18 protein-coding genes are annotated in these 24,927 nt (G+C 44.4%); 8 read left to right on the top strand and 10 right to left on the bottom strand.

The window, feature by feature from the left end; all coding sequences use genetic code 11:
* Positions 1-190: 190 nt before the first annotated feature.
* Positions 191-1,420: a CCA tRNA nucleotidyltransferase gene (locus B3L97_RS05560; protein ID WP_024821541.1), complete on the top strand. Its 1,230-nt coding sequence runs from the start codon at positions 191-193 to the stop codon at positions 1,418-1,420.
* A 191-nt stretch (positions 1,421-1,611) separates the two neighbouring features.
* On the opposite strand, the gene B3L97_RS05565 is transcribed toward B3L97_RS05560, so the two are convergent.
* Positions 1,612-2,445, bottom strand: a complete 834-nt coding sequence (locus B3L97_RS05565; protein WP_286847521.1) for a M55 family metallopeptidase — start codon at positions 2,443-2,445, stop codon at positions 1,612-1,614.
* A gap of 127 nt (positions 2,446-2,572) precedes the next feature.
* Between B3L97_RS05565 and B3L97_RS05570 the strand changes: the two genes are divergently transcribed.
* The 5 genes from B3L97_RS05570 (at position 2,573) to B3L97_RS05590 (ending at position 8,340) form a co-directional block, all read left to right on the top strand.
* Positions 2,573-3,256, top strand: coding sequence for a GntR family transcriptional regulator (locus B3L97_RS05570; protein ID WP_024821547.1), 684 nt, complete (start codon positions 2,573-2,575; stop codon positions 3,254-3,256).
* Between the two features lie 82 nt (positions 3,257-3,338).
* Positions 3,339-3,503, top strand: a complete 165-nt coding sequence (locus B3L97_RS05575) for an oligopeptide/dipeptide ABC transporter ATP-binding protein (protein ID WP_286934509.1) — start codon at positions 3,339-3,341, stop codon at positions 3,501-3,503.
* Positions 3,504-3,521: 18 nt separating this feature from the next.
* Complete coding sequence (locus B3L97_RS05580; protein ID WP_024821552.1) at positions 3,522-4,580, top strand: P1 family peptidase; 1,059 nt, start codon at positions 3,522-3,524, stop codon at positions 4,578-4,580.
* Between the two features lie 86 nt (positions 4,581-4,666).
* Positions 4,667-6,286 carry an ABC transporter substrate-binding protein gene (locus B3L97_RS05585; RefSeq protein WP_024821553.1) on the top strand — a complete coding sequence of 540 codons (1,620 nt, stop codon included), beginning with the start codon at positions 4,667-4,669 and terminating at the stop codon, positions 6,284-6,286.
* Positions 6,287-6,393: 107 nt separating this feature from the next.
* Entirely contained in the window at positions 6,394-8,340 is a 1,947-nt protein-coding gene (locus B3L97_RS05590) for an alpha/beta hydrolase family protein (RefSeq protein WP_286847519.1), read from the top strand.
* An 81-nt stretch (positions 8,341-8,421) separates the two neighbouring features.
* Here the strand turns inward: B3L97_RS05590 and B3L97_RS05595 are convergent, their stop codons facing one another.
* Positions 8,422-9,861, bottom strand: coding sequence for a leucyl aminopeptidase family protein (locus tag B3L97_RS05595; protein ID WP_286847518.1), 1,440 nt, complete (start codon positions 9,859-9,861; stop codon positions 8,422-8,424).
* A 189-nt stretch (positions 9,862-10,050) separates the two neighbouring features.
* Between B3L97_RS05595 and B3L97_RS05600 the strand changes: the two genes are divergently transcribed.
* Positions 10,051-11,100: a dipeptidase gene (locus B3L97_RS05600; protein ID WP_286934510.1), complete on the top strand. Its 1,050-nt coding sequence runs from the start codon at positions 10,051-10,053 to the stop codon at positions 11,098-11,100.
* Between the two features lie 78 nt (positions 11,101-11,178).
* On the opposite strand, the gene B3L97_RS05605 is transcribed toward B3L97_RS05600, so the two are convergent.
* The 6 genes from B3L97_RS05605 to B3L97_RS05630 all read right to left on the bottom strand — a co-directional run bounded on the left by B3L97_RS05605 (position 11,179) and on the right by B3L97_RS05630 (position 17,361).
* Positions 11,179-12,162 (bottom strand): ABC transporter ATP-binding protein, encoded by a 984-nt coding sequence (locus B3L97_RS05605; RefSeq protein WP_024821557.1) that lies wholly within the window; start codon positions 12,160-12,162, stop codon positions 11,179-11,181.
* Positions 12,155-13,150, bottom strand: coding sequence for an ABC transporter ATP-binding protein (locus B3L97_RS05610; protein WP_024821558.1), 996 nt, complete (start codon positions 13,148-13,150; stop codon positions 12,155-12,157). Before B3L97_RS05610 ends, B3L97_RS05605 begins: the two co-directional genes overlap by 8 nt.
* 9 nt (positions 13,151-13,159) lie before the next feature.
* A complete protein-coding gene (locus tag B3L97_RS05615; RefSeq protein WP_024821559.1) occupies positions 13,160-14,041 on the bottom strand; it encodes an ABC transporter permease in 882 nt (293 codons plus the stop codon).
* Between the two features lie 19 nt (positions 14,042-14,060).
* Positions 14,061-14,987 carry an ABC transporter permease gene (locus B3L97_RS05620; RefSeq protein WP_286847549.1) on the bottom strand — a complete coding sequence of 309 codons (927 nt, stop codon included), beginning with the start codon at positions 14,985-14,987 and terminating at the stop codon, positions 14,061-14,063.
* 251 nt (positions 14,988-15,238) lie between these two features.
* Complete coding sequence (gene gyrB, locus B3L97_RS05625) at positions 15,239-17,143, bottom strand: DNA topoisomerase (ATP-hydrolyzing) subunit B (protein WP_024821561.1); 1,905 nt, start codon at positions 17,141-17,143, stop codon at positions 15,239-15,241.
* Complete coding sequence (locus B3L97_RS05630) at positions 17,140-17,361, bottom strand: hypothetical protein (RefSeq protein WP_286847513.1); 222 nt, start codon at positions 17,359-17,361, stop codon at positions 17,140-17,142. The genes gyrB and B3L97_RS05630 overlap by 4 nt, the downstream gene beginning before the upstream one ends.
* A gap of 97 nt (positions 17,362-17,458) precedes the next feature.
* Here B3L97_RS05630 and B3L97_RS05635 point away from each other — a divergent pair, with 97 nt between their 5' ends.
* Entirely contained in the window at positions 17,459-18,352 is an 894-nt protein-coding gene (locus B3L97_RS05635) for a YitT family protein (protein WP_245587076.1), read from the top strand.
* On the opposite strand, the gene B3L97_RS05640 is transcribed toward B3L97_RS05635, so the two are convergent.
* The gene (locus tag B3L97_RS05640; RefSeq protein WP_286934511.1) at positions 18,347-21,886 is read right to left on the bottom strand and encodes a UvrD-helicase domain-containing protein; all 3,540 of its coding nucleotides are present in this window, start codon (positions 21,884-21,886) and stop codon (positions 18,347-18,349) included. The genes B3L97_RS05635 and B3L97_RS05640 overlap by 6 nt on opposite strands.
* Complete coding sequence (locus B3L97_RS05645; RefSeq protein WP_286934512.1) at positions 21,873-24,809, bottom strand: PD-(D/E)XK nuclease family protein; 2,937 nt, start codon at positions 24,807-24,809, stop codon at positions 21,873-21,875. The genes B3L97_RS05640 and B3L97_RS05645 overlap by 14 nt, the downstream gene beginning before the upstream one ends.
* Between the last annotated feature and the right edge of the window lie 118 nt (positions 24,810-24,927).

Here is a 24,927-nt window from a genome sequence, read left to right on the forward strand (position 1 = left end):
AGAGGGGCCTTCTCTATGTCTTTTTGGGGGCTTTTGGTAGTTCCTCACTTTTATCACCTGCTTTCAGGTGCATGTATACTATATATTATTCCATAAGGTCAGAGAAGCTTATGCTGGCTAATAAATTGTGCATATACACATATATTATACTATATTACCTTATAAGGCTTGTTGGGAAGGGGGAATGAAGATGGCTTTATGCCGAGCCTTACGGCTTATCCGTCTTTTCGCTAAGGAAGGCAAACGTGCCTGGCTTGTGGGTGGTGCAGTGAGAGATTTATTGATGGGACGCACTTCCTTTTCTGACATGGATGTAGCTGTTGAAGGAGAGGAAGGAGAAATTCAGAATATTTTTCCCCACGCTATTTTTGTTGGAAAGAAGGGGAAGCGAACTGGCATAATCTTTTTTGAGGGAGAGCACGTGGATATTTTCCCCCTCGGCTCATATCCTCTTGAAGAAGATTTGGGGAGGCGGGATTTTACGGTAAATGCCATAGCTATAGATGGAGAGGGGGACGTGTATGATCCTTTTGGAGGGCTGATAGATTTAGAAAAGGGGCTTCTTCGCTTTAACGGCGATCCTGTGGAGCGTCTTAAGGATGACCCCATTCGAACATTGCGTCTCTGCCGCTTTTCAGCCTCGCTGAGTTTAAAAATAGATGAAGATTCTTCCAATGCTGTGAAGGCTTTTGCCCCCCTTATTCCGCCTATTCCTGGGGAACGAATTGGGCATGAAGTTCTGAAAGCTCTTGATGGAGATGCCTTGCTTTTTTTCCGATTGGTGAGCAGTCATCAACTTATGCCTGTTTTTTTCCCTTTCCTTGAAGTTTTGAAAGATCAGCGCCTTGTTTTTGGTGACCACTATGAAGGAGGGAGGCTCCTTCATTCACTTCTTTCCCTTCAGTCGGCTCAAAACATTCATGCGGAAAGCGCCGTACAAATGGCGGCATTGCTTCATCATGTAGGCTGTCCGTCTGTAGAAAAATATTTAATTGATTGGGCATGGCCGGCTGCTCTTCGCAACGAAATCGAGATGTTGGTAAAGTATCATTCATTACTGCTGTCTCCCCTCTCTTTAGAAACAGCGGTTTCTATAAATGGAGAGCTAGGGGCACACATAGTTGAAAAGTTGTTCCTTCTTGCTCGTGCAATATTGGCGGCGTCGGGGAAATCTGACGAGTTATGTCGAAAAAACCGTATTCTCTATAGCGCAACGGCAGCTCGGCTATTTTGTGCAGATTTTCTTCCAGATGGTGATGAGCTCATGTCGATGCTCAATGTGGAGGAGGGCCCTCTTATTGGCATTTTGAAAGTAGGGCTTCGTCAAGCTGTGGCTAAAAAAGAGATCCGTAGCCGTGAAGACGTGGTGAAGTGGTTAGAGAAAAACACCCCAGACGGAGGAGTCCCCACATCAAAGTAAAAGGGAGAATAGAGGGCTTGAAAACTCCTCCGCCAAGATGTTTTTAAAGCAATCTGTCGATTATTTTTTCTAACAAACAGGAAGCGAAATGACAATCTTCCAGAGAACAGAAAGCTTGTGGAGTGTATGCTTTTTGTACAGGTATAGAAAGAGAGAGGGTAAGGAAGACTGCCTCACCCCCTGTCGTAGGGTTATAGTTTTATTGAACCTGCCAGAGATGTGGCTATCCCTATCCAGTGTCGCATCTCTTCCATGGTAGAACCTTCCATTCGTACCGTTCGCCCATCTACGCGAATAACCCCTGGAACATAAGACACTTCGTCACATTGGCGGGAATATTTAAACGTAATCTCTAAGGAATAAGGAGTAGCAATTTTCATAACGGGGGCTTTTTTAGATTGTATAGACGCTACTGCTTTTTTTGCCGCTTCTTTCAAAAGAGAGAAAGAGACGGAAGGAGGTAATAGGGTTGCGCAGCTGTTAGAGCGCCCTTCTTTTACAGCACACGTAATGAGATTGCTCCCTAAAAGCGCCAGAGCCTCTCGACAGGCGGCGGCATCTCCAGAGACGAGTGCTACGGGAATATGATGTTCAGCACAGACTGCGGCATTGAGCCCGGTCTCACCTACGTTGTGGCCATTGAGCGTTACGTTGAAGACAGAACTTCCAGAAACAGTGTGGTCTAGCACCGCTTCTGGCGTCCCTGCCATAGCATGGTAGGCGATAAAAAATGCTCCGTCGCATCCTTGAACCCCTTCAATCATGCCAAGTGCTTTGGGAGTTCCAGAGATAAGCCGAACCTCTTTGGGCAACTGCGATACATCAATATTAATCATTCGTGCATGTGAATCGTTTACAAGTATTTCGGTTGCGCCAGCTTCAAGTGCTCCTTCAACGACGGCTTTTAGATCGTGATATTGCATTGTGCACCCAAAAGCGTATTCATTTACAGCCTCGGCACGTACGTGTAAAGGACTTACGATGCCGGTAGCCCCTTCCATATCCACGCTTATGTAGATCTTCACTGGAATCACCTCAATAATAAGAATTCAATGCTTTGATTGACAATTATAAATGATCGTTGTAAAAATGGATAGACAAATGGACCCATTTTTTTATCCATTTAGGGATGAAGGGGAAGGGGGGAACGGAATGGAGGGAAAACTACGAGCAGATGAGGTAGTTTTTCGCCATGTTATCGCAAAGCTTGTTGCCAAAGAATTGCGCCCCGGAGACAGAATTTATGAAACGGCCCTGAGTAAAGAACTAGGTGTGAGCCGTACTCCTATACGACAGGCTATTAGTCGTCTTATTGCGCAGGGAGTTCTTGAAAATAGGGAAGGGCAGAAGGGATATGCAATCCCCATTCTTACTCCTGAGGATATGCAACAGGTTTATGTTTCTCGGGAAGTGGTTGAAGCTCAATGTGCTTACTACGCGGCTTCTAATGCCACACCGGAAGATATTGCACTTCTTTGGGACTATAATATGCAAGAGCGACGCCTTTATGATAGTGATGAAAAAGAGCGTTTCGCCAATCTCAACGAAAAATTCCACCTTTCTATCGTTCGGCTCAGTGAAAATATATATTTGCAACGTTTTGCTCTCCAGCTCTATTGGCGAGCGCAACTCTATACTTTCTATCTTGGAAGCTTTTACCGTACCTACCGAAACCTTGCGGAAAAAAAGGCGTTCCCTCAAGATCCTGACCACCATACAAACTCAGAACATGCTCGTATTATACGAGCCATAGAAAATAAGGATAGTGAGGAGGCCAAACTATCTATGGCCGATCACATACAACGTACCTATAGGCATTTTTGTAGGTTAATGTAGAGTTTCTTCTAGAATTTGGAAGGATGTGTAGATGGATATTTTACATATATAGGGGGTGGATGAGGCCGGAGAAAAACCATCTATGGTTTTCCGGAGGTGTCGTGGAGACATTCCAAGTCCTGTAAATCCTCCTTCGGGGTGTGGTTTCCATTCCCGTTGCTCTATGGCGAAAGATATTTGTAAAAGAGAGGTTCCAGAGTGGCGTGAAATAGAGACAAAGCATTGGGTTGCTTGTCACTTTGCGTAAAAATGAGGGAGTAGTTTTATGAAAAAACAGAAACGTATTGCTGATTATGGTATTTTAATTGGTCAAATGGAGCGAGGAGCATTAAATGCTATTACAGATGTTCCGGGAGTAAAAGTGGGGCACTGTACTCTTGATGAAGGATCTGTAAAAACAGGTGTCACGGCGATTCTTCCTCATGAGGGGAATATGTTTCAGGAGAAATTAGTGGCAGCGTGTCATGTAATTAACGGTTTTGGTAAATCTGTGGGATTGGTACAAGTAGAAGAAATGGGGACCCTTGAAACGCCTATTATTCTTACAAATACATTGAGTACAGGGACGGCAGTAGAAGCATTGGTGCGCTATATGTTAAAAGAAAATAAAGATATAGGTCGAGAAACGGGAACGGTCAACCCTGTAGTATGCGAGTGTAACGATGGCTTTTTAAACGACATTCGTGGTTTGCATGTAAAGGAGGAGAATATTTTTTCTGCCCTCGCACGTGCGGATAAGGAATTTGAAGAGGGGAGTGTAGGGGCAGGTAGGGGAATGTCGTGTTACCAGCTTAAAGGGGGGATTGGCTCAGCTTCACGTGTTTTTACTATAGGCGGAGAAAAATTTGTTCTCGGTGTTTTAGTTCTCTCAAATTTTGGGGAGAAGGGAGACTTAGTTATTGATGGCTTGAAAGTCGGGAGAAAAATAGTAGAAGTCGAATCTTCGCTAAAAGAAAAAGAACAAGGATCCATTATTGTTATTATATCTACTGATATTCCTATGACTGAACGACAGCTGAAGCGAGTTTGCCGTCGTGCTTCCGTAGGCATTACCCGTACGGGAGCTTATATTGGGAATGGCAGCGGCGAGATTGCGTTGGCTTTCACTACGGCTAATCGGTTTTCGCACTATGAAGACAGAGCGGTTTGCCCTATAGGGATGTTTAATGAAAATCATATAAATGTTGTTTTTCGTGGAGTTGTAGAGGCTACAGAAGAGGCGGTGTTGAATTCTATGATTTGTGCTGAAACGACTATAGGGCGAGATGGGAATATTCGTCGTTCTCTTAAGGAATATGAATCATTTTTTGTATGCTCCGATTGATAATTCAAAGCATTGATTATATGATGAATATACTTTTAGGAAGGTGCGACGAGCTTTTCTATATTCTCGTAGGAGGGAAGAACTGCATGAAGAAAAAATTATGGATAGCTTTGCTCATGGCGTTAGCGTGTGTTTTTGTTGTGTCTGCGGCTTTTGCTGCCCCTCAGCCAGGTGGCATTTTGAGGTGGCGCTTGATCAATGATCCACCTTCTCTCGATCCAGTTTTTTCTAACATTACAGTGGCAACCCGTGGTTCAAACCTGTATCTGGAAACTTTGGTAACTACATCTGCAGATGGGAAAAAGATACTGCCTCTTTTGGCCGAAAGTTGGGAAGTTAGCGACGATGCTTCAGTTTGGACCTTTCATCTTCGTAAAGGAGTTCACTTCCAGAAAACAGTTTTAGGAGAAGCGACGCTGAATGGTGGTCGCGAGATGACGGCAGAGGACGTAAAGTACAGCTTTGAACGTCTCGTAAAGATGAAAGCAGCGCGGGTCTTCTTCGCAAGCAGCATTGCTGGGTATAAAGACCTGAATGATGGCAAGGTTGATGAATGGAGTGGCATCAAAGTCCTTGACAAGTATACGATTCAGTTCACCCTCGAGTCTTCTTTTGCTCCCTTCCTTGCGGTTATGACATACCCCAATTTTGGCATTGTTCCTAAGGAAGATGCGGAAAAGTGGGGGAAGGAGTTTACCTTCCATCCAGTTGGTACTGGACCGTTTGTTCTTGAAAAATGGGATCATGATAACCTCGTTTCCTTCCGAAAGAACCCCGATTATTGGGGAAAAGACGCTGATGGGAATCAGCTCCCCTATCTTGATGGTATCGATCTTGTTGTTATCCCCGATAATAGTGTAGCCTATCTTGAGTTTAAGAAGGGTAATATCGATGTGCTGCCAGATATTCCTGACGAGTATTATCGCGAAATTAAAAAAGAATTTGAAGGTCAGTTCCAGGAAATACCAGGTTTGGACGTTCAGTATTACGGCATGAACCAGACGAAGCCTCCTTTTGACAATATTAAGGTTCGGCAGGCTCTGAATTACGCAGTGAATAGAGAGGCTATTAGTGAATTAGTCCTTAATGGACGTTATTCGGTAGCAAAAGGTGTTCTGCCCCCTGGTATGCCCGCCTATAATCCTGATATGAGATGTTATTCCTATAATCCTGAAAAAGCCAAAGCGCTTTTGAAAGAAGCAGGGTACGAGAAAGGTTTTGAGGTTACTCTCCATTACAATAATAACCCTCGTCATAAGGCTATAGGCGAAGCAGTTCAGGCGCAGCTTGCCGAGCTTGGCATTAAAATGAATCTTTCCTCTTCTGAGGTAGGGGCACATTATGATGCCGTTCGTCGTGGCGATTATGGCTTGTTTAGGGCTGGATGGGCTGGAGATTATGTAGACCCTGATAACTTCCTTTACACATTGTTCTACTCAGGGAACATTGGCCCTCAAGGGAACTACTCTCGATATAAGAACGAAGATGTAGATACGTGGCTTGTGGACGCTCGTCGAGAAACTGACCGTGAGAAACGTATTGAGCTTTACAAGAAGGCAGAACAGAAAATTGTTGATGATGCAGTGTGGCTTTTCCTTTTCTATAGCACGAACAGCCTCGTTACAGGACCGAATGTAAAGAACGTTCATCTTGATTTCTTGGGAGACTATATGACGAAACTTACCCAAGTGTATATTGAAAAATAAAATTATCGCATAGTGACGGAACTTAAGGAGGGAGACCGTGAAACGGTCTCCCTCTTTCGATTGGATATTAGAAGAAGAGAAACACGTGAAAGGAGCTTATACCCTCTATGAAACGAAACGTAGAAATAACAGATTTGTTGAAATATCGTTTTCTTTCAGTGCCTTCATTTTCTCCAGATGGCGAGCATATTTGTTTCCGGGTTCACCAAGCTTTACGAGAGGAGAATTGTTACTCTACAAACCTTTGGATCTACAATCTTTCTCGGGGAGATCTTCGTCAACTTACTACCTCGGGGAAAGAAAAAATTTTTGCATGGAAGCCAGACGGACGTTCTCTTATTTTTGCCAGTGAGAGACAAGAGCCAGAAAAAAATAAGACGTATCTTTACTCTATATCTATAGATGGAGGGGAAGCATATTCTTTAGCTCAGATTCCCATGTCTCTTTCATCGCTCGCTGCTCTTAACAACGATATGCTTTTAATCACAGCTTCTTTCGAGCCAAAGTATGAGAACCCAGATGAAGGGGACTATATAGTTTTTGATCAGATTCCGTTCTGTTCCAATGGCAAAGGATATACGGGCCAACGCCGTAATGGATTATATGTGTATAAGCTTTCCACAGGAGAATTAACGCGGCTTTCTCCTGAAGATATGGATGTGGAAAACTTTTGCATCGATGAAAAATGCAAGAAGGTTTTGGCCTGGGGGCCACGCTATCGTTATGTTAAAGGGCTTTATAACGTTTTATGGGAGTTCGATGTTACGACTGGAAGAGGTTCCGAACGCCTGCAAGGAGAGACGTTCACGTGTAGATGGGCAGGTTATGTTAATGGAGACATTTGGGTTACTGGTAGTTATTTAGATAAACACGGTGTCAATGAAAATGTTAAATTTTATAAGATTCTCAAGCAGGATATTCAGTGTATATCTCCCGATTTAGATCGAGGCTTGCGGAACTCTATCGGATGCGATTGTCGATATGGAACAACAGATCTGAACCTCGCTTTTTATGCCCAAGACGATACAGTTTGGTTTGTTTCCACTGATAATTTCCGTTCTCATCTTCACACTATCAAGTCGGATGGTTCTATAAAACAGGTCACCCATGACCTTTTTTCGGTGGATGATTATCGCATATATAAAGACATGGCTGCTGTTATAGGTTTAAAAGGTCTTGCTCTTCAGGAGCTTTATCTTGTTAAAGATGGTAAAGAACAACAGGTAACTCACTTTAATGACTGGCTTGGAGAAGAGTGTAACCTCCCTGAACCTGTTCATGTGGTTGTGGATAATGGGACGGATATGCCTATAGATGGGTGGTACATGAAACCAGTAAATTACGAAGAGGACCGAACATATCCTGCTATTTTAAATATTCATGGTGGCCCCAAGATGACTTTTGGGGATGTCTTTTTCCATGAAATGCAATATTGGGCTGCTCAGGGATACGGAGTCTTTTTCTGCAATCCCAGAGGAAGCGACGGGAAAGGGAATGGCTTTGATGATATTCGAGGTAAGTATGGTACTGTAGATTATGAAGATATAATGACTTTTACCCATTGGATTATAGAAAATGTTCCTTTTGTGGATAGAAATCGCCTTGGAGTTACAGGTGGCTCTTATGGTGGATTTATGACGAACTGGATTATTGGGCATACCAACCTTTTCAAAGCGGCTGTTTCCCAACGAAGCATCAGTAATTGGGTGTCGAAAGCCGGGGTCTCTGATATAGGGTATTATTTCGTGCCAGATCAGCAAGCTGCTGATATCTGGACTGATGTAGAAAAATTATGGTGGCATTCTCCTTTAAAGTATGCAGATCAGGCTCAAACTCCAACTCTTTTTCTTCACTCCGATGAAGATTATCGTTGCGAATTGTCACAAGGATTGCAAATGTTTTCCGCTTTAAAACGTCATGGCGTTGAAAGCCGTATGTGTGTTTTTAAAGGCGAGAACCATGAATTGAGCCGAAGCGGGAAGCCCCGGCAACGTCTTGCCCGCCTAAGGGAAATGACAAATTGGTTTGATCGTTTTTTGAAAGACAAGAGATAAAGAGGATGCTCTAACAGTTTGTTCAGCACCCCAAAAGTCGGACAGAAAATCCAGCGTTTGGGGTGCTCTTATCTTTATTTATTATTTATGTTCGGCGAGTAGATATTCGAGGCAGGTTCTAGTTGCAAAAGCAGAAGCGCCGAGACCGTAGCAATCGAATTCCTTTTCGTAGTAATCTACTGCGGCTATATCGAGATGAGCCCATGGAATAGTAGGATCTACGAATTCTCTTAAGAACATGCCGGCTGTAATAACGCCGCCTCCAGGGCCACCAGTGTTTACTACATCTGCGTATGGGGTATCAATTTGTTCCCGAAGCTTTTCGTCGTCCATGGCAAAACGGTGGAACCGCTCGCCTGCTTTTTCAGCAGAGAGAAGCACGTCGTTACTCAGCTTGTCCCAGTCAGAAACAAGGCCAGCAGTATAGTTTCCAAGGGCGGTGACAGCAGCACCTGTAAGAGTGGCCATGTCGATAATAGCGTTAGGCTTGAGAGTGGATGTGTAAGCAAGCATATCTGCTAGAGTCACTCGTCCCTCTGCGTCAGTGTTTTTAATTTCAATTGTCTTGCCATTGAAAGCGCGGATGATGTCGTCGGGTCTATAGGCATTGCCGTCGGGCATGTTTTCTACAGCACCGAAGAGACCGTGAACTTCGTAGGGGCATTGAAGGGCTGGAAGAGCATTCATAATGCCTAGAACATTGCAGGCCCCAGTTTTATCGCATTTCATGGTTTTAATGCCATCCCTAGTTTTTATACAAAGCCCGCCGCTATCGAAGGTAACGCTTTTTCCTACGAGGGCTATTTTTCCAAGGGTCTCTTCCCCTTGAGGATGATATGTAAGGTGAACGAGTCTTGGGGGTGTTTTAGAACCCTTTCCTACATGCCAAAGAGCTAAAAGGCCTTTGTCTTGAATCTGTTGCTCGTCAAGAATAGTGAGTTCCATTCCATGACGGGAGGCTATTTCTCGGGCAATGTCGGCCATAATGAGGGGAGTGATTACATTGCCTGGCTCATTGGCTAGGTCTCGCGAGTATGTTTGAGCGGTAGCAACATGACGCCCCTGCTCCATGGCTTGAAGGTCCCCGCCTTCAAGGAAGAAAGATTCACATGTTGCAGCAGGAGATGTGTCGGTAGTGCGATATTTAGTAAACCGGTAATTGCCAAGAATAGCACCTTCAGCTATAGCTTTGCTGCTGGCGGCTGTGGGAGGTTCGGGGAGGGCGAGAGAAAAAATTTTAAGCCCTATGGTTGTCCCTTTCCTAATATATTCAGCAGTTTTATTTCGGTATAGGGTTGTAAGATCAGAAGATCGTTCAACTCTTTTTCCGAGCCCAATAACAGCAAGCCAATAGGAGCCTTCGGAAAGCGGAATAAACTGAATGGCACCCTTTTTACCCCATTTCGAAAGAAAGTCACTATAGGGGGCCAAGGAATCTGGTAGCTTTGCATCTTCGAAGATCATAAAACCTCGAACACTCATAGGTGTTGTATAAGATGGGGGTAAGCTTAAAAAATCCATGATGAACACCTCCAGAAATAGTGGCATTACATATCTACTATACAACAAAGGGAGAAAGAGAGGATATAATTTTAAAGGTTAGTTGCACATCTTTATTATCTTCGAGTAGCTTTGGTGGTGTGGGGAAGAGATCCTTTCAATCCTCGAACACCGTGTATCCCAACTTTCTAGAATATGGAGGCGTAGTTTATGACCGATGGAAGCAATGTAACTCTTTCTTATTACGAAAAGGCTCAGGAACTTCATGAAAAGCACATGGTTGTGGATGCTCATTTCGATCTTTTACCATTGGTGTTAGGGAAACGGTTGAAAGGAGAGACTCACGTTATTGAACGGGATTATCTTCCTTCTTTGAGGGCAGGGGGAGTCAACCTTGTCATTTCGTCTCTTTTCGTCCCTAACGAGTACTTGCCTGAAATGGGATTGCGCCGAGCCTTGGATTTAGTGAGCGTACTTCACGCAGAAATGGAGGAAAGCCCAGGCCTCTTTTCTTTGTGTAGGAATACCCAGGAGATACGCCATGCCAAAGAAAAAGGGGAACTTGGAATTCTCCTCTCCTTTGAGGGACTTGAACCTATAGGAAATGATCTCGCTTTGCTTCGTATCTTTTATGAGTTGGGAGTGCGAGGGATTGGAATTACATGGAGCCGTCGGAACTTTGCCGCAGATGGTTGTTTTTTTAATCCGGTAGAGGAAGGGCGAAAGGGTGGGCTAACAGAATTTGGCGTTAAAGTTGTACGAGAAGCCACCCGCCTGGGTATGTATTTTGACATAAGCCACCTTAATGATGAAGGAATGGAAGATCTGTTTAGTTTGTATCAGGGACCAATCATGGCTTCTCATTCTAACTGTAGATCGTTAATGCCCTCTATGAGAAATCTCACAGATGATTTAATTGGCAAATTGGCACGAAGTGGTGGAGTTATGGGTATGAATGTTTGTAGTACTTTTGTAGGGGATCCGGATGTAAAAAAGCTGGACGAGAAAGATCTGACCAATCATGTAGATCATATCCGGAGTTTAGTGGGAGTAGATCATGTAGGTTTTGGTTTCGATTTTTGTGATGAAATGAGAGATTTTACCAAGCCGGGACCTCATCGAAATTATGATTGTATTAAAGGGCACCATCATTCTATAGAATTTACAGCAGAGCTTCTATCGAGAGGGTATAGTGAGGATGAAGTAATAAAAGTTATAGGCGGAAATTTCATAAGTTTTTTAGAAAAGACGATAGGATAAATAAGAGAGGGACTTTTTAAAGTCCCTCTCTTATAGTAAGCATATAGAGCCTGGCACTCTTTTATATAACGGAGCTTTTTATTTTTCTTGGAGGAAACAGGCAGTGTAATGCTCATCTCCACGATCTCTAAGCTCGGGAGTTTCTTGAGAACAGCGCTCCATGACATATGGGCAACGGGTATGGAAGCGGCAGCCTTTTGGAGGATTGGCGGGAGAAGGAATATCTCCTTCCAGGGGAATTCGGATTCCTCGTTGCTCGGGGTCGGGGAGAGGGATAGATGAAAGAAGGGCTTTTGTATAGGGATGCATGGGATGCCTGAATATCTCTTCTTTTCCCCCTAACTCCACTATAGTGCCAAGATACATAATAGCAATTCTGTCGGAAATAAATTTCACCACAGAGAGGTCATGGGTAATAAAAAGATATGTGAGGCCGAACTCTTCTTTCAGATCCATAAGCTCGTTGAGAACCTGGCTCTGTATAGAGACGTCCAAAGCACTTACAGGCTCGTCGCAAACTATAAACTCTGGGGCTAAGGCTAGGGCCCTGGCGATGCCTATTCTCTGTCTCTGCCCCCCTGAGAACTCGTGGGGATAGCGGAAGCGGTGCTCCGGAAGAAGCCCAGCTTTCACAATAATGTTTGTAATGTAGGTATCCAGCTCTTTTTTTCCCGTGGCAATGCCGTAAAATTTTACGGCTTCTCCTACTATTTCTTGCACTGTCATACGGGGATTGAGACTCCCATAAGGGTCTTGAAAGATAATCTGGATATTTTTCCGAATCTCCGCAGGATTTTCCTTCAGAGTTTCCCCCACGTCCCTTCCCTTGAAATAAACAGATCCGGCTGTGGGAGTGAGAAGATGCATAATAGTCCGGCCTGTTGTAGATTTGCCACATCCAGACTCTCCTACTAATCCAAGAGTTTCCCCTCTTTTTATAGTGAAGGACACGCCATCCACAGCTTTTACGTAGCCAACGGTTTTTTTGAATATTCCTTTCTTTATAGGAAAATATTTTTTGAGCCCTTCGACCCTGAGAAAGTCCTGATCGTTTTTATTCATTTTCCACACCTACCTTCTCGGGGTGATCTTCATAGAGCCAGCATCGAATAGCTCGATTATTGGAAAGAAGATAAAGGGGCGGTTCCTCTGTAGTGCATCGATCGAAACATTCGGAGCAGCGATTGTGAAATTTACAGCCAGAAGGGAAATTCAACGGGCTTGGAACAACGCCAGGTATAACATCAAGTCGTTTTGCCTGTGTATTGAGATGAGGGATAGAGTGAAGGAGGCCACGGGTGTAGGGATGCTGAGGTTTTTTAAAAAGAGGGACGACTGGTGCTCTCTCCACAACTTTCCCTGCATACATAACAACTACATTCTGCGCCATTTGGGCTATGACACCGAGGTCATGTGTAATAAAAATAATAGCCGAATTCATTTTTTTCTTGAGTTCGTTCATGAGATCAAGAATTTGAGCTTGAACGGTTACGTCAAGAGCTGTAGTTGGTTCGTCGGCAATGAGAAGGGATGGGTTGCATGCTAGCGCCATGGCTATCATGGCCCTCTGTCGCATTCCTCCAGAAAGCTGATGAGGATACTCTGTCATTCTTTGACGAGCGGATGGAATACTTACCAACTCCAAAAGTTCCACTGCTTTTTCGAAAGCCGCCTTATTATCCATGTTTTGGTGAAGCCGAAGAGGTTCCATAATCTGCTCACCAATAGTAAAGACAGGATTGAGACTCGTCATAGGCTCTTGGAAAATCATGGAGATGTCATTCCCTCGAATTTTTTGCATCTCTTCTTCCGATAATGTAGTGAGATCTTTCCCGTCAAAAATGATCCTGCCTCCAGCTATTCGACCAGCTGGGCGTGGCAAAAGCCCCATAATAGAGAGGGATGTAACTGATTTTCCACATCCGGATTCTCCCACTATTCCTAGAGTCTCGCCAGATTCTACTGAAAAGGAGACGCCATCGACTGCCTTCACTGTTCCAGCATCTGTATCGAAATATGTTTTAAGGTTTTTGACTTCTAGCAATGCCATGTTTTTCCCCTACCTTTTCAACCGTACATCAAGAGCGTCGCGAAGACCATCACCTACGAAGTTAAAAGCGAGAACGGTGTACATAATCGCTAATCCGGGGAATATTGCCCACCACCATTGCCCAGTGGTCAAATATCGCTGGCCTTCAGATATCATAAGTCCCCAGCTTGGCGTAGGTGGTTGTGCGCCAAAGCCGAGGAAGGCCAAACCGGCTTCGGTAGTAATAACTCCGCCCATCCCCAATGTGGCCTGTACGATGATAGGAGCGATGGCATTGGGAAGAATGTGACGAAAAATGATTCTTGAAGTAGGCAATCCAAGGGCTTTTGTCGCCTCAACATATTCTCTTTCTCGAAGAGAAATAAACTGAGCTCTGGCTACACGGGCAATAGGAACCCATGAAACTATACCAATAGAGATAAAGATGACGATCATCCCAGGATTTTTAAAAACAGCTACGACGGCAAGAACGAAGAGGAAGAAGGGGAAAGCGAAGACGACATTAATAAGCCATGAAATGATGTCATCTATATACCCGCCAAAATATCCTGCCAAGGCACCAAGAGTAACGCCTAAAAGGAGGGACACGATGGTAGCAAAAATTCCAATCTGCAACGATATTCTGGCCCCATAAATAATTCGGCTTAAAATGTCCCGCCCGTAAAGATCTGTGCCCATCCAGTGTTCTGCAGAAGGAGAGGCAAGTTTTGCTTTGATCCCTTCTGTCCAGACGAGCTGTTTAATAGGGTCATGAGGAGCTATGAGAGGCGCAAAAATAGCTACAATAAGCAAGCTGATAACCATAAAAAGGCCTATCATAGCCAACTTGTTGCGACGGAAACGAATCCAAGCCTCGTACCATAGGTTACCAGTAGTGATTTTTTCTGCCATAACTCTTTCTCCTGTCAGTTTAGTCGTAACGGATTCGTGGATCGAAGAAACCGTATGAAATGTCGACGATGAGGTTGGCGATGAGGAAGATGATCGCCATGAAGATAACGGTTCCACGAATCATGGGGAAATCCCTTGCTATAAGGGCATCTACAGAAAGTCGTCCAATGCCTGGCCATGCGAAGATTGTTTCTGTCAGAACAGCGCCAGAGAGAAGAGATGCTATTTGAGTTCCAATAATAGTGATGATAGGGATCATGGCATTTTTGAGGGCGTGTTTCATAATGACTATGTTTTTGCCTAACCCCTTAGCGCGGGCAGTTCGGATATAATCTTGACTGAGGACTTCAAGCATACAGGATCGGGTAAGCCTGGCTGTTAATGCGGCAGGCCGAATGCCTAATGTGATCATGGGAAGTATGAGATATTTTAAAGAGCCATCTCCATATCCCGCTCCAGGAATCCATCCAAGAGTATACGCAAAAACAAATAATAACAGGAGACCAATCCAGAATACTGGCGCGCTGACTCCTGCTATGGCAACAAACATAGCCGAGTAATCAAAAACAGAATATTGTTTTACTGCTGAGACAATACCGGCTAAAATGCCGATAGTAGTTCCTACAATAAGAGCTCCGACAGCTAATTTAGCAGTGGCCCCAAGGCGATTTACAATAGCATCGAACACTTTTTCGTTTGTTCGATAGGATGTTCCAAGGTCTCCTTTGCATACTTGAGAAATAAAGCGGACGTACTGGACGTGGAGCGGGAGATCAAGGCCTAAATCCGCTCGTATTTTTGCAAGGGTTTCTGGGTCGCCACGTTGCCCCATCATAATCATGGCGGGGTCTCCGGGCACTACATTAATGAGGAGAAAAACAGCAGTTATAACGCCCCACACAACAGGAATAGTGTAGAGAATTTTCCTCGTGATGTAAGAAAACACGATGATCATCCCTTTCTGTCGTTAAATGTGTTTCGAAAAATAACAGGTGAAGATTAAGTCAAGAATACACCCCCCCAAAATGTAAGACTTGGGAAAATGATACACTATAAACTCTTTCAGAGAAAGAAGAGGTTGTTTTTACGGATAAAAAAATATAGAGAATATGGAAGTTTAATTTTTATAGAGTTATACAGAAGAGAATAAAGAACCCCCCTCAAAAAAGAGGGGGGTTGATGTTTTTTACAGATTTTTTAAACGTCGAGATTTCGAACTTCGTGGGCATTGGCAACAATAAAATCTCGCCGCGGTTCCACCTTATCGCCCATAAGAATGCTGAAGTATTCATCAGCTGCCATGGCATCTTCAACCTCGATGCGTTTGAGAACTCGATTTTGAGGGTCCATCGTGGTCTCCCATAGCTGTTCAGGATTCATTTCGCCCAAGCCCTTATAACGCTGTACGCCAACTCTTTTGGGGTCTGAGGAAGAATCCACAGTTTGACGTAGCTCTTTATCGCTAAAACAGTAGGTAACTTTTTTCCCCTGCTGAACGCGATAAAGGGGGGGCTGAGCCAAGTAGAGATGGCCTTTTTCTATAAGGTCTGGCATATAGCGGAAAAAGAAGGTGAGAAGCAATGTGCTTATATGGGCTCCGTCTACGTCAGCATCTGTCATGATAATAACCTTGTTGTATCGTAACTTTTCATAGTCAAAGTCATCACCAATGCCACAGCCTAATGCCTGTATGATAGTTCGGATCTCGTTGTTACTCAAAACTTTGTCAAAACGAGCTTTCTCCACGTTAAGTATTTTCCCACGCAATGGAAGGATGGCCTGGAAACTTCTGTCGCGTCCCTGTTTGGCACTGCCGCCTGCTGACTCTCCTTCGACGATGTAGACTTCACTGATGTGAGGATCTTTGCTGGAACAGTCTGCGAGCTTACCAGGAAGGTTCATGCCTGTCATAGCCGTTTTACGTACAAGCTCTCGGGCTTTCTTTGCTGCGGCCCGGGCTTGCCGAGCCTTCAGAGCCTTTTCTACAACAGGTTTAAGTACGTCCTCATGTTCTTCCATATATGTAAGAAGACCGTCGTAGACAATGGAATCAGTGATTCCTTTTATTTCACTATTCCCTAACTTTGTTTTAGTCTGCCCTTCAAATTGAGGGTCCGACATTTTTACTGAGATAACGCAAGTCAATCCTTCTTTTAAGTCTTCACCAGAAAGGTTTTCATCTTTTTCACGAAGCATTTTGGTTCTTCTTGCTACTTCATTAATGGCTCTGGTAAGAGCTGCTCTAAATCCAGAGACATGGGTTCCACCCTCAATAGTATGAATCATATTTGTGAAGGCATAGATTCTTTCCAAGTACCCATCATTATACTGAATACCTACTTCTACAGAGGCTCCATCTTTCTCCCCCTGGATAACAACAGGTTCTGGATGAAGAGGAGTTTTCCCCTTGTTAAGATATTCGATGAAGGTTTTGATGCCGCCTTCGTAGTGGAAGTCTATGGTTTTACCGGAACGGCGATCTTCAAGGGTTATGCGCAAACCGGGGTTCAAGAAAGCCATTTCCCGAAGACGTCCTGCTAGTACCTCACTGGAAAATCGTACTTCATCGAAAATAGTTGGATCAGGGTGAAAACATACCAGAGTCCCTCTTTTTGTAGTGGGGGTCCCTTCTGACAAATCTGTAACTGGTATCCCTTTCTCAAAGCGTTGCTTCCGGGCTACGTCATTTCGATATATGGTAATTTCAAGCCACTGAGACAGTGCGTTGACGACAGAAACGCCAACGCCATGAAGTCCTCCCGAAACTTTATACGCCTGGTTATCAAATTTCCCTCCAGCGTGAAGTACAGTAAGAACAACTTCCGATGCTGGACGACCGCTAGATGGGTGAGGATCTGTAGGTATTCCCCGTCCATTATCTTCAACCGAGACACTCTCATCCTCATAGATAATGACAGAGATCTTGTCGCAGTAACCGGCAATAGCTTCGTCTATGGAGTTGTCAACGACCTCGTACACGAGATGATGGAGGCCCCGAGGCCCCGTATCTCCAATGTACATGCCAGGGCGCTTGCGAACGGCTTGAAGGCCTTCCAGAACTTGTATGTCTTTGGCCGTGTACTGTTTGGCCGGTGTTGTCATATATGATCTCCTCCTTGGTACTTTTGCTTGAATTCCTGAGCACGACGTCTTGATTCTTTCGTGAAAGCGCGGTATCTTCTTGACAGAGTTTCAGGTTTAAAACCAGTAGCGGCAACTGATCCGTCTTTCAGATAGAGAGCTGTTTCGTCCCCATGACGTATTATGGCGACTATTTTTCCTGCCGAAATGATACCTTGTCCTTCGAGGGGAATAAACATGCTCTTACATCCTTTCTTTTCCTGTGGCTGCAACCTAAATATTATACCAAATATGGTAGAGTCTTGCTTTTGATAAGTTTTAAGGAGGAGCTCTTAATTGAAATTCTTTTCTTTGTTAAAAAAAACTCTTTTTCATCTCGGTTCTGCTCTTCGCTCAGAGTGGCAGACTTTTGCTGCTGTTATTGTGGGCAATGTTCTCATGGCCCTTGCAGTGGTTATTTTTATTATGCCTAATCGATTCCCTGACCTGGGAGTTTCAGGGCTTGCAGTACTCTCTAATTATGTATGGGGTATCTCACCATCCTGGGTTATTCTTATAGGCAATGCCATATTGATGCTCTGGGCCTGGCGAGAGCTCTCGCCTCGATTTGTAATTTGGACGTTGTTTTCAATTATTCTTTTTTCTTTTTTAATCAAAGTTTTTGAGTTTATTCCATTCCTTAATCTCAATGATAAATTTATGGCGGCAGTTGTTAGCGGGGTCATAAAGGGATTTGGGGCAGGCCTAATTCTTAGAATGGGGGCATCTACAGGAGGGCTCGACATACCGGGTATGGCCCTTCGTAAACGTTATGGCATAGAGATGGGGCAATTTTCCATATCGTGTAACTCCGTGATACTGCTTCTTTCCGCCTTTGTTGTGGGAATTCAGTCTACTATTTATGGCGTCGTTGCTCTCTATATATATGGGATCGTTCTCGACAATACGACCCGTTCCTTTGACAGGCGGAAGCAAGTGTTTGTTATTACGAATCATCCCCATGAAGTGTCAGGGTTTATTACGGGAAGCCTCCATCGGGGAGTAACTCTTCTTCATGGAGAGGGAGGGTTTTCTGGGAAGGAACGAATTGTCCTCTTGGCCCTTTTAGAGCCTCGACAAGTTGTGGCTCTAAAACGTTTCCTCGCAGAGAACGATCCCCATGCTTTTATGTCTATTAACGAGGCCTCCGAAGTAGTTGGGAAAGGATTCAAGAGCTGGAAGTCTCTATAGGCTGTAGCAACCGTATCTGGACGGCCATGAACATTCATGCTTGAAAGGGCATGGAGTGCAACGTCCAGGGAGAGGGGAAAAAGGCCCCGCTATCCCTCCTTTTGCCATGGTTTTGATAGCCTCCTCAAGTTCCTCCCATCCTTGAGGGTCGGGAGTATCCACTTTTTCTTCCTGTCCCTCTCGAAGATGCCATAAAGCAAGAGATATTCGAGAGGGCGCGAAGATCTTTTGAGCTGCGAGACCGTAAAAAAGAATTTGGTCGTTATAAAGATTTTCTGGCACTTTCGAAATAGTTGTAATTTTATAATCCCTTATGAAGAGGCAATCTCCTTCCTTCCAAAGAAGATCGATAGCTCCTCCCATTTGTGGCCCTTGTGGAATATGGAGTTGGAATGGGACCTCTTTCAGGACGGTGTCAGCATGTTTTTGAATTCTCTCTACAGTTGGGCTCTTTTGGAAAGTAGAAAGCCATGTATAGAGCTGATGAGGAACGCCTCTATGAAACCAGATGGGTCTAAGGTCCGAAGGTAGCTTTTCTCCGAATAACTGCCAGTTATTTTCGTTTGGGAAAAAAACTTCTATTGGTTCTTCTACAAAATTCCATTGCGAGAGAAGATAGTGAGCCAAGCTGCCAAGATCTGTTCCTCCTTCATATCTTTCATCGCTGGGCTGTTCCCATACGAGCTCTTGCCCTTGCCTATGTTTTAAACGGAAAGCGTAGGGGCAATATCTATAAAGAGCAAAAGATGTTGCGCTTACTCTGCTAAGAAATAGACAGTTTTGCTCGGGGCATGGGACGGCTATGGGAGCATTCTCTTGTTCTTTCTCTTTGCCTTCATTAAAAGGTGAGGAGAGTGTCGGAAGGTCTTCTTTCTGTATAAAAGCAGCGATATCCCCCTCTTTTTTACAAAGCATTTCCAGCCAAGATCCTTCTTTAGGGGTAAGCCCTTCTTTTTTGAATGGAAGAGCCCCGCAGAGGATAAGACTATCCCGGGCACGGGTACAGGCCACATAAAAGAGGCGTTGCCACTCTTCATATTCGTCTCGAGCTTCTAATAATTTGGCTAAAGACCAGGTAAGAGGACTTTTATCGTCTTCATTTCCCGGAATACGACTTAAAGCAATACCGAGTTTCTTAGAGGGGATGAGGCTACTTTTTTCTCCACTATTGCTTGTTCGTTCCATTCCCATTAAAGCCAAAACAGGAAACTCCAATCCCTTGGATCCATGTACGGTCAAAACGCGAATAACGTCCTCTTTTTCTCCGGCAGAATCTGCTTCTTCTACTTTTTCCTGTCGTCGTACCGCTTCTCTCAGGTATGCGGCACATCCAGGAAGGCTTGTTCCTATAGATGACTCGAACTCTCGTGCGATGTCTACTGCTTTCCTCAAGTTGGCTGCTACTCTGCGTCTTTTCCATGCAGGAAAGACCAGAAGGGTTGCCCCTCTTTCTAGAAAAGAAGCGAGAACGGCTGATGGACCGAGGAGATGGGCTGTGAGTCTCCAATCTTTTATCATGAGGGCAAGTTCTGGGTATTCTTGACAGAAAGCTTGAACTCGATAGCCGGCAGGATGTTGAGAAGCCAAGTTTCGAACATCCTCCAGGGAAAGGCCAGAAAAGGGGGAAGATAAAAATCCCATGAGATCTGCTTCACTCTCAGGATTATCTAGAAAATTCAGCAAAGCTATGAGGTCTTGAATTTCGCTTCTAGAAAAGTAGCTGGTACTGCCTTCCAAATATATAGGAATATGAAATTCCTCAAAGAATACTTTCTCTAATAGAGGGAACCATATGGAGCGAGAAGGTACAAGAATTGCCATATCGCTCCATTGTACAGGACGTTGTATTTGTTCTTTCTTGTCCCAGATTGTCTTTTTTTTGTGATGATAGGAGAAAAGTGTATGAGCAAGCCTTCGCGTTTGGCGGAGTCGTACATCATCGATGGATTCTTGTTTCTCTCCCGCTTCTATAAATAACAGAAGGGGATCAACGGTACATTGTTGCCGTTCTTCATGGAACTCAAGGTGTCGGGGCACCTTTAAGGGGTCGTAAGGAAGGGGAAGCTCTTCTCCTAACCCTTTCTCCCAAAGGAGGGCGAAAAGACTGTTTACTCCCTGAACAAGGTTTTCTCGGCTTCTAAAACTGGTATCTAAAACTATATAACGCCCTTCTCCGCTTTGAGCTCGACGAATATAGGAGCCGAAGAGGGTAAGATCTGCATGGCGGAAGCGGTAAATAGATTGTTTAAGGTCTCCTACAATAAAAAGGCGTTGGTTTTCCTGGCAAACTTCCTGAATGAGCTGGTCTTGAAGGGGATTTGTGTCTTGAAATTCGTCGACTAGAATTTCCTTAAATCGAGAAGCATAGTGGGGACTATTTCCCAAGGCTTCTATTGCATAACGAATCATATCATCAAAGGAGAGTCGGTTTTCCCTGTGCCGAAAAATGTCCCATCCTTTCCAGAAAAGAGCGGATATTTGCATAATATATCGTCTGTAAACGTGTTCGTTTTCTCCTATCCCTTTGCTATAAGCCTCAAGCCAAGGTTCATCTTTTTTCAGACGATCTCTGTAGCTTCGCACTGGTTCTCCTAAATGTTCCGCAATTTCATCACTTAGTTTGCCAGAAGCTCCCTTAAGGCAGAGAATTAATGATTCTATGAATGTGGGCAGATTTTCATCTAAGGGACAGGTATTCCAATCTCTCTCGAGAGATTCTATTCGTTGGCTCAGGGTCTTACTTGACCTTCCTAGTTCCGTTAAAGAATAGAAAAGCCCTTCTTGCGGCTTAAGGAATTTATTCCATTCATCCCTCCATCGCTGAAAGATAACAGGTTTAAGGGATTGAAGTAGGGATGCGTCTCGATCTGCGAGTTCATTGCCCCAAGTCCATATATCTTCTGGCGATAGTCCTTGGCTTGCGAAAAGAGCCAGGCAGCTTTGAGCCGTTCCGACTATAGCTGATGGGCCAAAATTGTTGACGCAGCTCATAAAAAGAGGATCGTCCAGAAGCTCTTTGACTTTTGCGTGCCACTCTTTGGGAAGCTGTCGTTGGAACCAGTGTTTATCCCAGAGATCCAGGGCTTTCTCCCCCTCATCCCAGAACAAAACCTCTTGTGGAGGTGCTACTATATTCGATTCGGGGTCAAGAGTTGTTGAGAGCCCGCTTTCTTTAAGGACTCGCATTGAGAATGCGTGAATAGTGGAGATATATGCTTCATCAATTCTCTGAGCAGCTTCTAAAAAGATCTTTTTATACGAAGGTATTTTTCTGGAAAGGTCCAAGAGCAAGCTTCTAATCCGTTCAGACATTTCGGTCGCTGCTTTTTCAGTAAAAGTTAAAGTAAGAATTTCATCTACTTTGGCTCGACCTGTGGCGATAGCCCAAATGAAGCGCCAAGCCAAGGTCCATGTTTTACCAGTACCAGCACCTGCGCTTACAACCACGAGGGGGTCGTCAGCGGTAATAGCCTGAAATTGTCCTAGCTCTGTTTGAGATCTAAGGAAGGTTTCAAGGTGGTTATTCTTCGTCATTTTCTTCTCCTTGTCCTGATAGTTCTGAGCGTCGGCATAGTTGTGCAAGAGAGCAATATCGGCAGACATCTGAATTATAGCGAGGAGGATATTGTGTGGAGATAAGGCTTTGTGCCATCTCCTTCAATCCTTGTTTAGCTTCGTTCATAGTCCTTTGTAACCCCATGTTATCCCGCCCGTTTTTTACCCCCACTATACATTGAAGGTCGCCGGAAGAAATATAGCCAGTAAGAGTGCAATCCTCATGACATATATAGATAGTTCCACTAATCTCCTGTATTGGTGCCGGCAAGACTCCTTCTCCTTCAAGAAGAGCTAGCCCATATGCTGCAAGTTGCAAGCTTTTATTTCGCCCATTACTTTTCCCAAGTTTATAATCGAAGATGAGAATCCGTCCATCTCGTAAATATTCAATACGATCCGCACGTCCCGTGAAGGGGACTCCTCCTATGGTGAGTACGGGGAGATCTTTTTCACGATACTGTTGCTGTCGCAATTCAGCAAGCCCGGCCTCTTCTATAGATTGCTGAATTTCAGCCATAGAGAGGCATTGAGAAAGGAGGTTTTCTCGATATCGCACCAGATATGATGACTCTAAAAGTTGTGGGTAACTCTTCTGAAGAGCTTGTTCCCAAAAAGAAGGGACAAGATATGGAAGAGGTTCTTTTCCTTTTAGATAGACGTTCCAAACTTTATCCCAGAGAGTGTGGAGGGCGGACCCAATATTTCGCGGGTCAGCTCCGAAGGAGGCAGGCCCTTTTATGTCGAACAAAGTTGTACAGGAGAAACGGAACGGGCAATTTATGTAATCATCAAGTTTGCTGAGTTGCCCATGGAGAGGCTGGGGTGCAATATGATGATCAACAGGAAGTTGCCGCTTAGCCCCCTGAAAAGGGTATGCATTCTCTCGGATCTCTACCTTTTCTATAATAAAATCATCCTCTCCTGGCAAAAGTTTGCTGAGAGAACGTTCTAAAGGATCTATGTCTTGAGGTAGCGTTATCCATCCATCTAGAAGAGCATTGCCCATAAAAGGGGTCACCGGTAAGGGGCGTCCTGAGGAGTCGGCTGCAGGAGAGCTTATAATAACAGCTTCTTCTCCACAGGCGAGTAACCGACGAAAAAGTCCCTCTCGTTGTTGCCGTTTTTCTTTGAGAAGGGGGAGATGTCCCCTCTCTGTTTCGGTGATTTCGTGAAGTATTGCTTTGCGGTGATCTGGGAGAAGGGGGGACTCACTGAGCTTTCCAGGCCAAACTGCAGCAGTAAGGCCTGGCATGATCCATAGAGACCGTTGGGTCAGGACAGGTGGAGTTCCTACATAAAGAGCAAGTGCTCCTTTTACAGATGGGGGAAGCCATATGGTAGCTACAGATGCCCAATGACACAAAAATGTCATAGCATGTCCGTTAGAGAGAGTATCTTGCCCTGCTGGACCGATTCTGTTCTCCACTTCTGCAAGGTTTTCTATTTTATGTTCTGTTTCTCGTAAAGCCGCATTGAGCCGGCGAAGAGCTTCATCGAGTTCGGGATGATTTATGGCCCATTCAGAGAGTTCTGGTCCCCACGAAGGAGCATCTGTTGCCAAAGAATAGAGAGCTTGCAATAAGTCGGAAGGCGTTCCTCCAGTTCGGAGCTTCTTTACAAAAGAGACCATTTTTTTAAAGGATCCCACCCCTCTTTCGGGAGCTTTTTGCTGGAGAAAATAGTTCCATCCCTCCTCGCTAAGAGAGAAAATATCTGGTGGAGGAGGAGTTTGTAGTTCTTTCCCGGCTAAACAGGGTTCTCTGAGGAGAGACCATGTCTTTTCAAGAGGCCACCACTCTTCACCCACTTCCCATATTCGTTGAGCCAGATCCCAAAGAGGAGTTTGATCCACAGTAAGCCCTTCATTAACGCTGTAGGGGATGCGGTAACGTTTTAATACTTCCTCTGTTAAAGAGAGGGAACTTCTTTCTATAAGCACGCCTGTTGAATCCCAAGAAGGAGCCTTCCTTTCAGGGGCAGCTACAGAAAAATATCCCTTTTGATTGTGCCAAAGCACCATCTCTCTTGCCAAAACCTCAATTTCCATTCGAGGAGATCCGGCAGTTACTCGAATACAGTCTGTTGTTTGAGAAGAAGGCGTTGATTCGAGGGTACCCCAAGGGAATTGGTCTATTGTTGTGTATAGGCTTTTTATTCCGGTGGTGGGAGAAAATATTGAGACATGGCCACCCATGTTCATTATCTCTGATAGAAGCACTTTCTGACTTGAGCTGAAGCTGAGAAATCCTACAAAAAGAAAGTTCTGTTTTTCTATCCATTCTTGAGATATATTTCCGCCTTTTTCAAGAAGTTCAAGAGTGACAAGAGGTACTTGTGCACTATCCATAAGATTATAGGCAGAAAGATAGCGTACATATTGGTGATAAAGAAGACAGAGAACCCCTTCCCCACTTTTTTCGAGAGGACAGGAAGTGGGTGTACACCTTGAACATCCAAGAGAAAGGCCGAGGGTTTCAGGTTGAATAGCCTCTCTGAGGAGTTCTCGACAATGAGCTCCTAATATAGAAGCGAAGCCTGGTTGACGCACCCCCGGCGGTAATGGTGAATTTTCAGGGCATCCCCCAAGATATTCCTTCAATATATGACGAATAATAAGCCAATGATCTGGAGGGTCTATTTGACGGCGAGGCTCTACTCGAATGCCTTTTTGGTGAAGGACTCTAACTATATTTTGTGTGAGGTCTTCCCATCGCCATATGGCTGGCTGAGAGTGTCCCCAAGCTCCTTGGGGCAGTAGAATGTCTTGTAAAAGTTTTTTATCGCGGCTTGTGGGGACGAAGAAAACCTTTGATGTTGCATCCAGACTTTTGGGGGAACGAAGCTCCTTTTCCAGTTCAGAAATATGACGATATAAAACAACCCTGGGTTGTGTTCCCACAAGAAATCCCTCCTACAGCAAATATAATACGATAGTTTTATTTTACCCTAATATTCAGCTTCCTCTAGTAACAAGAAGGCGATTTGAGATATACTTTACATAAAGTGCAAGAGAAGGA

Origin of the sequence: Aminobacterium sp. UBA4834, from assembly GCF_002400205.1 — a bacterium.
In the GTDB taxonomy this organism is placed as follows: domain Bacteria; phylum Synergistota; class Synergistia; order Synergistales; family Aminobacteriaceae; genus Aminobacterium; species Aminobacterium mobile.